Raw genomic sequence first — 12666 nt, 5'->3', positions numbered from 1 at the left:
CGAAATTATGGGTAACTATATGATTTTTAGTGCCTGAAAACGCATCATTCATGGTGTAATTATTAACCTGATTGATGCGTATCTTTTTGAATTTATTGTGAAAAAATAAAACCATGCAAAAACAGGAATCGTATTCGGTCTCTTTTTATCTGCATGAAAGTAAAAGTCTTTTCCTGCTCTCACTCATGACAGATGAGGAACGTCCTGCGCCTCTGATTTAACCATACCACAATCAGACGGGCGAAAGTCCAGCGCTTTTTGGCGGTTTTGTTAAATTTTTGTGCGAAGGCGAACGCCACCACACAGATTAAAAGCGAGCGTTAATCGCATCGGCAATTTCATCCAGCAGGCCAAAACGGCGGCGATATTCTGCGCGTTTTTTGCTGGCAATCTCTTCCAGTGATTTACGCTCCATTTGCAGCGGCAACTGCCAGCGGAAACTGGAGACTTTCTGCCCGTCGATGGAGGCCCAGAATTCGTCGTAGCTGGCGTGGAAATGGCGGCCTTTGCTCAGGCGATAGCGCAGGGCGCGGAAGACGTGCCCTTCGTCGCTGACGCCGTAAATGGATTTTATATCGCTATGAGCGGCGAGGTTAAAAATGACCTCCATCAGCACCCGTTTCGGGAACAGGCCGTGGCAGGCGCGGGTCGCTTTCTTGATCGTTTCACGCGTCACGCCGCGACGCGGGCCTTGCAGTCCGCCAATGACCAGCGCCGAATGCTCGCCCTCAGGAACCACGCTGAAGGTGAGACTTGCCAGCAGGGTGTCCTCTTCATCACGCAGCCACAGGGTGCTCTCACCTTCGCGCTCCGCTTTGCTGGCGGACGAGGCATAAACGCTGTAGCGCGCGTCATCTTTGGCCTGGAAGTGAACCACCGGCTGAGCCACCGGATGAGTGAAGGCATTCGCCAGACGGGTATCCGGCAGGGCATCGATCCATTCATAGTGGCGAACGATCGCCTCGGCACGCTGATTCGTATTTATCCCGCGCGTCAGGTACTGACGATGGGTTTTGCTCGGCAGGGTGACCTGCGCTGCCAGCAAACGGTCAAAATCGGCGCGATGAGCAAGCGCACTTAGCATGCGGTTTGTCGAAGACCAGAACAGCAGTGAGCGCAGAAAGAACTTAATCCGATAATCGCGCTTTCTCCAGATTGGGCCTGGGATAAGCTGACCCGTTGTCAGAGAGGAAATAATATTGGCAGGCTGTGCCTCTGGCACATCATTTTGCAGGCTGGTGTTCGACACGATGGTGACCTCTTTAGAATTCTGGTTCTATTCTAAGGGTCAGGATGTAACGATTTAAGAGCTGCTAAACCTTTATTTCGGTTTCGTTTAATTTCGATTGAAGTTAGCTGTGTCATGACGCCAGATCCTGAAAATCGGGTATTCGCTATACTTCTTTATGGAGGGGCTATGTACCAAATACTTGATGGTCAACAGTGGCGTCATATCTGGGTCGTGAGCGACATTCATGGTTGCTACCACCCGCTTATGGATGAATTAAAACAGCGCCATTTTAATCCCTATGAGGATTTACTTATTTCGGTGGGCGACCTGATCGACCGCGGGCCGGAGAGCGTTAAATCTCTGCAACTTATACGCGAAAAATGGTTTCGCGCGGTGCGCGGGAATCATGAGCAAATGGCGATTGACGCGCTCAGTAATAACGATTTTGCTCTCTGGACCCTCAATGGAGGTATATGGTTTTCCCGTCTGACGAACCCGCAAAAATTAGACGCCATTGCATTGCTCGACGCGTGCCGGCAATTACCGCTAATTATTGAAATAATCTGCACTCGTGGGATAAATGTGGTGGCTCATGCCGATTACCCAGCGGACACTTATCTGCGCGATAAGCCCGTCAGTCAGCACCGTGTGCTGTGGGATCGCTCGCGGTTAACGGGCCTGATGGCGGGCAAAGGTGAAGGGATTAGCGGCGCGGATCATTTCTGGTTTGGACACACGCCGCTTGCGAAGCGCTGTGATTTCGACAATCTGCACTATATCGACACCGGCGCCGTGTTTGGCGGCACGCTGACGCTCGCCCAGCTCCAGTAGCTAAAAGTCACTGTACTCCTGAGCCGGTGTCCAGAAGCTATCGATAAACTCCTCGACAGGGTAACAACCGCCGTGACGAATTCGCTGCTCTTTTTTCGAGGCAACACACTGCATCTCGGTGTTGTAGACATCAATCACGATGTCGTCGCAGCCGCCGTCCAGGTAACAAACAAACAGTACCAGTGCGAACATCTCATCCTCTGAATCTGGCTTCCGAATGGTTAGTGTAGGGGAGGATTTGTCGCAGGGGAAATCGAGGGGCATAAATAACCCGCCTTCGGGCGGGTTCTATTGGCATCAGGCAAGGCGCATGACCCAGGCATCGGACTGCTGATCGTAATGTTCACGGTATAGCACTGAATGTTCGCCATCCAGGATAGCCGGAATGCTGGTGTCAGCGTCCCAGGCATCAAGCTGCATACATAAATCGGGATCGGATTTACAGGGAATGGTTAACGTTCGATCGCCCTGATTATCGCCGCGCAATTCTGCATCGTCGATCTCAAAAGCGCCAATACGCACGCTGGTTTTCGTCATAATGCTCTCCGCAGGTTTGCTGAAAATCTGGTACGACCAGTGTTGTCGCCCATTTTTCAGCGTAGTGCAGGAGAGCAAAAGTGCCAGTGAAAATGTGCTGTTTTTTAATCGCTGAGATCGTTACCGGTAAACAGGCGACCATCGCGAACCAGTTCACGCGGGTAGCTGTTCTTCAGGCGTGAGCCGACTTTTTTCGCCAGACCCAGCGGAAAGCCCTGATAAGTGACGATCATTTCGTCAGCCAGTGGCGTCTTTTCCGGGTAGACGTCGCGGCCGCGATACCACTCTTCAGCCTCTTTGTGGGTCAGTGCAAATGTATTGTCGCTACCGGCGAGGGCGATAACGGCCTCATGCTGCCAGCGATAGCCTTTGTTATGCACTTCGGCCAGACGCATGCCGATACGGGAGAAGCGCACTTTACCAATCAGCGGTTCGATCTCGACCGGGAAGAGCCAGATCTCTTTGTCCCGCTGCCACAGGCGAAGGTTTTCATCCCAGTGAAGGCCGACTTTTTGTGCCGCTTCGGTAATCTGCGCGGTTTCACGGCCCTTCAGCGGGGCGAACGGGAAATTGCCAACTTTAAATTTAGGTGCCGGTAAGGCGTCGATCGCCGCTGTTTTACGCAGTCGCGCGACGAAGAACCCTTCGCAGTCGAAAATCTGCGGGAACACGTGCAGGAAACCTTCGGGAGTCAGCGCCGCTTTGGCACCCTCGAAAAGCGCATCCAGTGGCAGGAATTCGACGGCCTGCGGATACTGCTCTTTTAGCCACAGACATACGGATTCGTTTTCATCGCGGTTGAGGGTGCAGGTGGAGTAAATCAGCGTTCCACCCGGGCGCAGAGCGTGAAAGGCGCTGTCAATCAGCTCGCGCTGGGTGGCGGCGATCTCGAGATTGCTTGCTACAGACCAGTTTTTAAGCGCATCGGGATCTTTACGCACCACGCCTTCGCCCGAGCACGGGGCGTCCAGCAGGATGGCATCGAAAGATTCTGGCACGGCGGCACCAAAGACGCGGCCATCGAAGTGGGTCAAGGCGACGTTGCTGATCCCACAGCGGCTGATATTCGCATGCAGAACTTTAACCCTGCTCGCCGAAAACTCATTGGCGAGAATTGCGCCCTGATTGCCCATGCGGGCGGCGATCTGTGTGGTTTTAGACCCTGGTGCGGCGGCCACGTCCATCACGCGCAGCGGCTGATTTTCGTCGGCAAACAGCGCGGCAACGGGCAGCATGGAGCTGGCTTCCTGAATATAAAACAGCCCGCTTAGATGTTCGGCGGTGCTTCCCAGCGGCAGGGCATCTTCGTCATCACGCTCAATCCAGAATCCCTCCGCACACCAGGGCACCGGCGTCAGTTGCCAGCGGTAGGGCGAAACCAGCGCCAGGAAATCGGCCACGCTGATTTTAAGCGTATTGACGCGGATGCTGCGACGCAGCGGACGCTGGCAGGCGGCGATAAAATCATCCATTGAGAGATGAGCGGGAAGTGCCTCGCGCATTTGCGCCAGGAATTCGTCAGGAAGAAAAGCAGAATGTTGAGCCACGGGCGTACCACAGGGAGTAGATAAGGCGCGCAGTGTATCATAAAGGCTCCGGTGCGTTGACACCGGAGCTGATGATTAACGTGGCAGTGCGGTGCCCCATTCACGCCACTCTTTCGGTTCGCTTTCGAGCAACAGGAAGTGTTTGCCCGGCTGCGCTTTCGGAGCGAGCGGTGTGCCTGGTGGAGTCGCAAAGGCGATCCCGCCGCGAATGAACTGATTAAAGGTCCCGGTTTTCACCACGCCGCCGGTCAAACCGAAATCGAGGGAATATCCCGATGCCAGCCAGAAGACGGAGTTGTTGCGCACCAGATGCTGGTAGCGCTCGCTGATGCGCAGACCCACCATCACACGATCTGACAGGGTTCCCAGCGTCAGGCCGGTGACGGTACCCACTTCAATTCCACGGAACAGCACCGGCGTGCCGATACTCATTGAGCCAGCTTCCGGGACTTCGACCACAATGCTCAGCCCATCCAGATAGCGCGAGTCAGTGATGGTCGCTTCCTGCAGCTCAAAGTCGCGGCGCACGTTTCCGTTACCCGGCTCGACGTTAATGTACGGCTGGAGAATGGTATCGAGATGCTCAACGCCGGCGGCAGAGATCTGCGGTGTCACCACCGAGAAACGCGTGCCGTTGCGGGCAAAGTTTTGCATGTACTCCGGATACAGCACCGCAGTGGCCTGCACTTCGTTACGCGCGGTAATCAGGGTCAGCTTCTGGAGCTGCCCGATATCAATGCCCAGATAGCGAATCGGCATCCCTTCAGAGAGTTTGCCCGCATCAAAGGCGTGGAGCGTAATCTGGCCGCCCACTGCGCGCGCCGCCGTTTCTGATGGGTAGAGAATGCGTTTATCGCCTTTACGCTGATTGGCCCCTGCGCCGCTTAAATTATCAAAGCTAATGGCACCCCGCAGCGCGCGGGAGAGGGGAGAGGCCTGCACAGTCAGGCCGCTGCCGTTAAGCTGCACTTTCGCACCGCCTTCGGCCCAGAAGACGCTGTTGGCGGTCAGCAGATTGCGGTACTCCGGTTTAATATGCAGTTCGATATCAAACGCGTCGGCGCGTGGGCGCACGGTGATCACTTCGCCCACCTCAAACTTGCGGTACAGCACCACGGACCCGGCCTGCACGTCCGGCAGCGTGTCGGCGCGTAGGGTGAGGGTGGTGGTCGGCATATCGCTCAGGCTGTTTTCAATCGCTTTGTCCAGATTGGCGTACAGCGGATAGCTGTCGCGCATCTCACCTTTCTGCCCTGGCAGAATACGAACGCCGCCGTTGATCCATTCGCTGGCACTGGCCCCGAGGAACTCGACGCCGTCCAGCCCGACTTTAACGTCTACCCGGCTGTTAACCACAAATTTGCTGTCGCCGTGTACTAGATCCCGGTATTGCGGATCGATGGCGACGGAGAAGGTGACCCCTTTTTCCGTCAACTTGCGTTCCAGAACCTGGCCGACCTGGACGCCGTGCAGAATCAGCGGCTGACCGGCTTCGATACCGTAGCTTTCAGGTGCCGTCAGGGTCAGTGTCATTACGCCGGGTTTTTGCAGTAAGGCTTTATCGGCGGGGGCGATAACGAAATTGTTGTTAGGCTGGCCTTCCCCTGGGATCAACTCGAAGGTGCTGCCCGTCAGCAGGCTGCTGATGCTGGCGTCACTCAACGAGATTTTCGGGTTCCGCAGCTCGATGCGCGTTTTTTCACGCAGAAGGTCGACCACGCTCGGGTCCACCGTCATTTCGCCGGTCACTGAGCCGCCAGGGTTCAGCGTCAGTTTGGTGAGCTGGCCCACCTGCAATCCCTGATACATTAACGGCGTTGAACCGGCGTTCAGCCCTTTGGCATCTGAGAGGGCCAGTTTGACAATGACGCCGCGCTGGCTGTGGGCCAGATCGGCGTACAGCCCGAAGTTATCATCGGCAGTGGCTGCATCAGAATTCTCCGGTGAGTCGAAGGCGATAGCCCCATTAACCAGCGCCGCCAGGCTTTCGAGCTTCACTTTCGCGCCGCTGAAACTGACGTCGGCATCCACGCCTGACACATTCCAGAAGCGGCTGCCTTTTTTCACCAGGCCGGTGAAGCGCCGCTCGATCAGGACGTCGATAGTCACGCCCTGTTTGTTGGGGTTAATGGCGTAGTCATACACGCGCCCAACCGGAATTTTACGGAAGTAGACGATCGATCCGCTGTTGAGCGAGCCTAAATCCGGCGAATGCAGGTGGATCATCAGATCGCCATTGTTCAGCCGGTATTTTGGCTGGGTGTCCAGCGCGGTGAAATGGTCCTGCGGCTCACCTTTACCGGGCATCATGCCGATATAGTTCCCGCCGACCAGCGCGTCCAGCCCGGAAACGCCCGCCAGAGAGGCTTTAGGTGTCACCAGCCAGAACTGCGTATCACTGCGCAGGGAGTCTTGCATATCGGCTTTAATACTGGCGCGAACCTGAATTTTGTTCAGATCTTTACCGAGCCGGATATCCTCGACGGTTCCCACTTCGACGCCCTGGAAGCGCACAGGGGTACGCCCTGCGACGATGCCGTCTGCCGTCTGGAAGTCAATGGTGATGGTATTGCCGCGATCCTGATAGCTCGTCCATATCAGCCAGCCCGCAATCATCAATGCGATGACGGGCAGCAACCAGAATGGCGAAATGCGGCGTTTTGTTTTAATTCTCGCTTCAGTCGTCGAAGCGGGCGTTTCCTGACTCATGTGCATCCCAAAGTAAGCGGCTATCCAGCCATTCCACTGCAAGAATAGTCAATATCACCGCAGAGCCGAAATAAAAAGCCGCGGGTCCCATGGTAAAAGCGAGTAACTGATCGCGATTGATCAGCGACATCATCAACGAAATAACAAACAGATCGAGCATCGACCAGCGGCCAATCCAGGTCACAAACCGCAGTAACAGGATCCGCGTGCGTAACCCTTGTTCACACTTAAACTGAATGCTGATGAGCAAGGTGAACATAACCAGAACTTTGGTAAAGGGCACAAGGATACTGGCAATAAAGACCACTCCCGCCACGGCAAAGTTACTGCTCGCCAGTGACACAATCCCCGACATGATAGTGTCTTCCTGCCGCGCACCGTTAACGTAAATGATCGAAATCGGTAACAGGTTAGCGGGAAGCAACAGCACGATGGAGGCAATCAGTGCGGCCCAGCATTTTTGCAGGCTCTGCTTACGGCGAAGACGTAACGGAATGTGACAGCGCGGGCAGCGCCCCCGTGCGTCGGGCAGGCCGGTAAAATGGCAGCCGAGGCAGACGCGCAGACTGGGATCAGGCCGCGTCGCCGGGCGCTGAGGATAAAAGCGTTCCCAGAGTTGTTCCACATTCAGATGGATCAGCGTCATGATGCTCAGTAATACCAGCGCGACAAAGGCAAACAGGCCGATGCCGGGCTGTAAAAAAGCGTAGTCCTGTACCTTAATCGACGCCACGCCGATGCCGACCAGATAGATATCCAGCATCACCCACTCTTTGAGCTTCTCGAGCATCAGCAGCACCGGGCGGAGATTCATGCCCAGAATATTGCCAAACCAGAGATAGGCAATGGCAGCCACCAGCACTAACGGCGCGCCGACGGTGCAAAACAGCACCATTGCGCCGGTCAGAGGATCGCCCTGCTGGGTCATTTGCCAGATCCCCATCAGCAGGTTGGCGTCGATACGCACACCAAGCAGGTACAATTTGAGCAGCGGTTCGCCCCATGCGAAGGGCATCAGCAGGAGCATGGTGACGGCCATCGCCGCCAGACGGGTGAGAGACCAGTCGCGTCCATCGCGAATTTTAGCGTCGCAGCGCGGGCAATACGCACTCTGATGCGATTTCATCTTCGGCAACATAAAAAGCGTATCGCACTGCGGACAACGCTGATAATGTTCACGAGGCAGCGCATCGCTGACCGAGTGGACAGTGATCTTTTTTGCCGGCGTAATTCTTGGAGTATTGAGTGCCATCAGTCGCGCATTAAAGGATTAATTAACGTTATATTAACTCATCTTGGGATTCATCTTGAGAATGAGCGCATTTAATGTTTATTTTATTAGGCTATGCTCTCTTTTTTGTACGACAACCAAGTGATTGATTAATGAACAAAACAGAATTCTACGCGGATTTGAACCGCGATTTCCAGGCATTGATGACAGGTGAGACCAGTTTTTTAGCGACACTGGCCAACACCAGTGCGCTGCTGTTTGAGCGTCTGTCGGATGTGAACTGGGCTGGTTTCTACCTTCTGGAAGGGGAAACGCTGGTGCTCGGACCCTTCCAGGGCAAGCTTGCCTGCGTGCGGATCCCTGTGGGGCGTGGTGTATGTGGAACTGCGGTGGCGCAAAATCAGGTTCAGCGTGTTGAAGATGTGCATGCCTTCGACGGGCACATTGCGTGCGATTCGGCGAGTAACTCCGAAATCGTTCTACCGCTGACCGTGAAAAATCAGATTATTGGCGTACTGGATATCGACAGCACGGTCTTTGGACGCTTTAGCGCCGAGGACGAACAAGGGCTGCGTGAACTGGTCGCTAATCTCGAAAACGTATTAAACGCGACCGATTATCAAAAATTCTTTGCGAGCGTCGCAGGATAATCAACGGATAACGTAGCATTTACTGATGGCGTCATTATAATGTCGCCTGTTCATGCCTGCGGCTAGTTGGCAACGTCCGTTGTAATCAGGAAATTTCATGGAAAATCAACCTAAGTTGAACAGTAGTAAAGAAGTCATTGCCTTTCTGGCTGAGCGTTTCCCACAGTGTTTCACTGCTGAAGGCGAAGCTCGTCCCCTGAAAATTGGTATTTTTCAGGATCTGGTAGCGCGCGTTGAGGGTGAGATGAATCTCAGCAAAACTCAACTGCGTTCTGCCTTACGTCTTTATACTTCAAGCTGGCGTTACCTTTACGGTATCAAGCTGGGCGCGACCCGTGTCGATCTCGACGGCAACCCTTGCGGTGAGCTGGACGAGCAGCACGTTGAGCACGCACGTAAGCAGCTTGAAGAGGCCAAAGCGCGTGTTCAGGCACAGCGTGCTGAGCAGCAGGCGAAAAAACGCGAAGCTGCTGCGGCAAATGGCCAAGAAGAAGCGCCTCGCCGTGAGCGTAAACCGCGTCCTGCTCCACGTCGTAGTGAGAACAGCGATCGCAAACCGCGTGCTGATAAACCAGCCGCTAAAGCACAGCGTGCGCCTCGCGAAGAACAACGCCACACTCCAGTTTCTGACATCAACGCCCTGAGCGTCGGTCAGGCTCTGAAGGTGAAAGCGGGTAACAATGCGATGGACGCCACCGTACTCGAAATCACCAAAGATGGCGTTCGTGTACAGCTGACTTCTGGTATGTCAATGATTGTACGCGCAGAACACCTGGTGTTCTGAAACGGAGGCCAAGCCTGGCATGAACACTCTTTTTAAGATCACCGCGCTGGCTGGCCTGTTTGCGATAACAGGCCACGCCTTCGCAGTGGACGATATAACGCGTGCGGATCAAATCCCGGTTTTAAAGGAAGAGACCCAGCACGCAACGGTCAGTGAGCGCGTCACTTCGCGCTTCACCCGTTCACATTATCGTCAGTTCGATCTCGATCAGGCCTTTTCGGCTAAGATTTTCGATCGGTATCTGAACCTGCTGGATTACAGCCACAACGTGCTGCTGGCCAGTGATATTGAACAGTTCGCAAAACGTAAAACCGACGTGGGCGATGAGCTGCGCAGCGGTAAACTCGACCTGTTCTACGATCTCTACAACCTATCCCAGAAGCGTCGTTTTGAACGTTATCAATACGCGCTGAAAGTGCTGGAACGTCCAATGGACTTTACCGGCAACGACAACTTTAATCTTGACCGCAGCAAAGCACCCTGGCCGAAAGATGAAGCCGAGCTGAATGCGCTGTGGGACGGCAAAGTGAAATTCGATGAGCTGAGCCTCAAACTCACCGGTAAAGATGAGAAAGAGATCCGCGAAACGCTGACCCGTCGTTACAAATCAGCCATTCGTCGTCTGGCACAGACCAACAGCGAAGACGTGTTCTCCCTGGCGATGACCGCCTTTGCTCACGAAATCGACCCGCACACGAACTACCTCTCCCCACGCAACACTGAACAATTCAATACTGAGATGAGCCTGTCTCTGGAAGGAATTGGTGCGGTGCTGCAAATGGATGAAGACTATACGGTCATCAACTCCATGGTGGCAGGCGGCCCGGCGTCGAAAAGCAAAGCGATTAGCGTAGGCGATCGTATCGTCGGCGTCGGTCAAACGGGCCAGAACATGGTCGATGTGATCGGTTGGCGTCTGGATGACGTGGTCGCGCAGATCAAAGGCCCGAAAGGCAGCAAGGTTCGCCTTGAGATCCTGCCTGCGGGTAAAGGCACCAAAACCCGTATCGTGACCCTGACGCGTGAGCGCATTCGTCTTGAAGACCGCGCCGTGAAAATGTCCGTGAAAACCGTCGGCAAAGAAAAAGTCGGCGTGCTTGATATTCCGGGCTTCTACGTTGGCCTGACAGACGATGTCAAAGTCCAGTTGCAGAAGCTTGAAAAGCAGAATGTCAGCAGCGTGATTATCGACCTGCGTACCAATGGCGGTGGGGCACTGACTGAAGCGGTTTCGCTTTCTGGCCTGTTTATCCCATCGGGTCCGGTTGTTCAGGTTCGCGATAACAACGGTAAAGTGCGTGAAGACGCCGATACCGATGGCGTCGTGTACTACAAAGGCCCGCTGGTGGTGCTGGTCGATCGCTTTAGCGCCTCAGCATCAGAAATCTTTGCCGCGGCGATGCAGGACTATGGCCGTGCGCTGATTGTTGGTGAACCCACCTTCGGTAAAGGCACGGTGCAGCAGTACCGTTCCCTTAACCGTATTTACGATCAGATGCTGCGTCCTGAGTGGCCTGCGCTGGGTTCCGTACAGTACACCATTCAGAAGTTCTATCGCGTGAATGGCGGCAGTACGCAACGTAAAGGCGTGACCCCGGACATCATGATGCCGACCGGTACCGAAGAGACGGAAACGGGCGAGAAGTTTGAAGACAACGCGTTGCCGTGGGACAGCATTAATGCTGCCACCTTCGTAAAAGCGGGCGACATGACCCAGTTCGGTCCTGAGCTGCTGAAAGCGCATAACGATCGCATCGCGAAAGATCCGGAATTCCAGTACATCATGAAGGACATTGCTCGCTTTAATGCCCTGAAAGAAAAACGGAATATCGTCTCGCTTAACTTCGCTCAGCGTGAAAAAGAGAACAACGAAGATGATGCCACACGTCTGGCACGCATCAACGATCGCTTTAAACGTGAAGGCAAGCCGTTACTGAAAAACCTGGATGACCTGCCGAAGGATTACCAAGAGCCCGATCCGTACCTGGATGAGACGGTGCATATCGCTCTCGACCTGGCAAACCAGGAAAAGAGCAAGCCCGCCGTTCAGCCCGCTCCGGCAAAATAACACCTCAACAGGCACAAGAAATTGTGCCTGTTTTTTTTAGTTCTGCATCCTCCCGTCAGCAAGCCCATAAACAATGTAAAGTTGTGTCTTTCTGGTGACTTACGCCCCCTGAATCCTTGAAAATGGCCACAATACCCATACGATGTGGGTAATCGCATAGTGCGTTTTGTTAAACAGAGGTTAAAAGAAAATTATGATGCGAATCGCGCTCTTCCTGGTCACCAACCTTGCGGTTATGGTGGTTTTCGGGCTTGTGCTAAGCCTGACAGGAATCCAATCGAGCAGCGTTCAAGGTCTGCTGATTATGGCGCTGCTGTTCGGTTTTGGTGGATCGTTTATTTCGCTGCTGATGTCCAAGTGGATGGCACTGAAATCGGTCGGTGGTGAAGTGATCGAGCAGCCACGTAACGATATGGAACAGTGGCTGATGAACACGGTGGCACAACAGTCTCGCCAGGCGGGTATCGCTATGCCGCAGGTGGCGATTTACCACGCGCCTGACATTAACGCCTTTGCCACCGGTGCGCGCCGCGATGCCTCGCTGGTGGCCGTGAGCACCGGTCTGTTGCAGAACATGAGCCGTGACGAAGCGGAAGCAGTTATTGCCCATGAAATCAGCCACATCGCCAACGGTGACATGGTCACCATGACCTTGATTCAGGGCGTGGTAAACACCTTCGTTATCTTCATCTCTCGTATCCTGGCGCAGATTGCTGCCGGATTTATGGGCGGAAATCGTGATGAAGGTGAAGAGAGCAACGGCAACCCGCTGATTTACTTCGCTGTCGCGACGGTGCTGGAACTGGTATTCGGTATTCTGGCGAGCATTATTACCATGTGGTTCTCCCGTCATCGCGAGTTCCATGCGGATGCGGGTTCGGCAAAACTGGTGGGTCGCGAGAAGATGATTGCTGCACTGCAGCGTCTGAAAACCAGCTACGAACCGCAGGAAGCGACCAGCATGATGGCATTCTGCATCAATGGTAAATCGAAATCGCTGAGCGAACTATTCATGACTCATCCGCCGCTGGATAAACGTATCGAAGCGCTGCGCAGTGGGGAATACATCAAGTAAGCG

Annotated in this window: 11 protein-coding genes; 5 read left to right on the top strand and 6 right to left on the bottom strand. The window is 54.3% G+C overall.

Translation table 11 applies throughout. The features are described 5' to 3' along the window. Positions 1–307: 307 nt before the first annotated feature. The gene (locus tag ACB496_RS12645) at positions 308–1249 is read right to left on the bottom strand and encodes a VirK/YbjX family protein (RefSeq protein ID WP_371972719.1); all 942 of its coding nucleotides are present in this window, start codon (positions 1247–1249) and stop codon (positions 308–310) included. 168 nt (positions 1250–1417) lie between these two features. Here ACB496_RS12645 and pphA point away from each other — a divergent pair, with 168 nt between their 5' ends. Continuing rightward, the gene (gene pphA, locus ACB496_RS12640) at positions 1418–2062 is read left to right on the top strand and encodes a protein-serine/threonine phosphatase (RefSeq protein WP_371972718.1); all 645 of its coding nucleotides are present in this window, start codon (positions 1418–1420) and stop codon (positions 2060–2062) included. On the opposite strand, the gene ACB496_RS12635 is transcribed toward pphA, so the two are convergent. The 5 genes from ACB496_RS12635 to yebS all read right to left on the bottom strand — a co-directional run bounded on the left by ACB496_RS12635 (position 2063) and on the right by yebS (position 8107). Then, positions 2063–2254: a YebW family protein gene (locus ACB496_RS12635; RefSeq protein ID WP_100779801.1), complete on the bottom strand. Its 192-nt coding sequence runs from the start codon at positions 2252–2254 to the stop codon at positions 2063–2065. A 105-nt stretch (positions 2255–2359) separates the two neighbouring features. Then, on the bottom strand, positions 2360–2599 hold the full coding sequence (locus tag ACB496_RS12630; protein ID WP_100779802.1) for a YebV family protein: 240 nt from the start codon (positions 2597–2599) through the stop codon (positions 2360–2362). 104 nt (positions 2600–2703) lie between these two features. Further along, positions 2704–4146 (bottom strand): 16S rRNA (cytosine(1407)-C(5))-methyltransferase RsmF, encoded by a 1443-nt coding sequence (rsmF, locus tag ACB496_RS12625; protein ID WP_371972717.1) that lies wholly within the window; start codon positions 4144–4146, stop codon positions 2704–2706. A 75-nt stretch (positions 4147–4221) separates the two neighbouring features. Further along, positions 4222–6855 (bottom strand): PqiB family protein, encoded by a 2634-nt coding sequence (locus tag ACB496_RS12620; protein ID WP_100779804.1) that lies wholly within the window; start codon positions 6853–6855, stop codon positions 4222–4224. Next, entirely contained in the window at positions 6824–8107 is a 1284-nt protein-coding gene (yebS, locus tag ACB496_RS12615; protein ID WP_100779805.1) for a membrane integrity lipid transport subunit YebS, read from the bottom strand. Before yebS ends, ACB496_RS12620 begins: the two co-directional genes overlap by 32 nt. Before the next feature lie 131 nt (positions 8108–8238). Here yebS and ACB496_RS12610 point away from each other — a divergent pair, with 131 nt between their 5' ends. The 4 genes from ACB496_RS12610 (at position 8239) to htpX (ending at position 12663) form a co-directional block, all read left to right on the top strand. Then, positions 8239–8736, top strand: coding sequence for a GAF domain-containing protein (locus ACB496_RS12610; protein ID WP_100779806.1), 498 nt, complete (start codon positions 8239–8241; stop codon positions 8734–8736). A 97-nt stretch (positions 8737–8833) separates the two neighbouring features. Beyond that, the gene (proQ, locus tag ACB496_RS12605) at positions 8834–9520 is read left to right on the top strand and encodes an RNA chaperone ProQ (RefSeq protein ID WP_100779807.1); all 687 of its coding nucleotides are present in this window, start codon (positions 8834–8836) and stop codon (positions 9518–9520) included. 19 nt (positions 9521–9539) lie between these two features. Next, the gene (prc, locus tag ACB496_RS12600; protein WP_100779808.1) at positions 9540–11588 is read left to right on the top strand and encodes a carboxy terminal-processing peptidase; all 2049 of its coding nucleotides are present in this window, start codon (positions 9540–9542) and stop codon (positions 11586–11588) included. Between the two features lie 193 nt (positions 11589–11781). After that, positions 11782–12663, top strand: coding sequence for a protease HtpX (gene htpX / locus ACB496_RS12595; protein ID WP_100779809.1), 882 nt, complete (start codon positions 11782–11784; stop codon positions 12661–12663). Positions 12664–12666 lie beyond the last annotated feature (3 nt).

Origin of the sequence: Lelliottia nimipressuralis, from assembly GCF_041464075.1 — a bacterium.
Taxonomy (GTDB): domain Bacteria; phylum Pseudomonadota; class Gammaproteobacteria; order Enterobacterales; family Enterobacteriaceae; genus Enterobacter; species Enterobacter nimipressuralis.
This window is presented reverse-complemented; position numbering and strand designations above follow the sequence as displayed.

Bases quoted from the DNA above. Each gene is read 5' to 3' on its own strand.
- prc (WP_100779808.1), top strand. From the start codon at position 9,540: ATGAACACTCTTTTTAAGATCACCGCGCTGGCTGGCCTGTTTGCGATA.
- ACB496_RS12620 (WP_100779804.1), bottom strand. From the start codon at position 6,855: ATGAGTCAGGAAACGCCCGCTTCGACGACTGAAGCGAGAATTAAAACA.
- ACB496_RS12630 (WP_100779802.1), bottom strand. From the start codon at position 2,599: ATGACGAAAACCAGCGTGCGTATTGGCGCTTTTGAGATCGACGATGCA.
- ACB496_RS12635 (WP_100779801.1), bottom strand. From the start codon at position 2,254: ATGTTCGCACTGGTACTGTTTGTTTGTTACCTGGACGGCGGCTGCGAC.
- htpX (WP_100779809.1), top strand. From the start codon at position 11,782: ATGATGCGAATCGCGCTCTTCCTGGTCACCAACCTTGCGGTTATGGTG.
- proQ (WP_100779807.1), top strand. From the start codon at position 8,834: ATGGAAAATCAACCTAAGTTGAACAGTAGTAAAGAAGTCATTGCCTTT.
- ACB496_RS12610 (WP_100779806.1), top strand. From the start codon at position 8,239: ATGAACAAAACAGAATTCTACGCGGATTTGAACCGCGATTTCCAGGCA.
- yebS (WP_100779805.1), bottom strand. From the start codon at position 8,107: ATGGCACTCAATACTCCAAGAATTACGCCGGCAAAAAAGATCACTGTC.
- pphA (WP_371972718.1), top strand. From the start codon at position 1,418: ATGTACCAAATACTTGATGGTCAACAGTGGCGTCATATCTGGGTCGTG.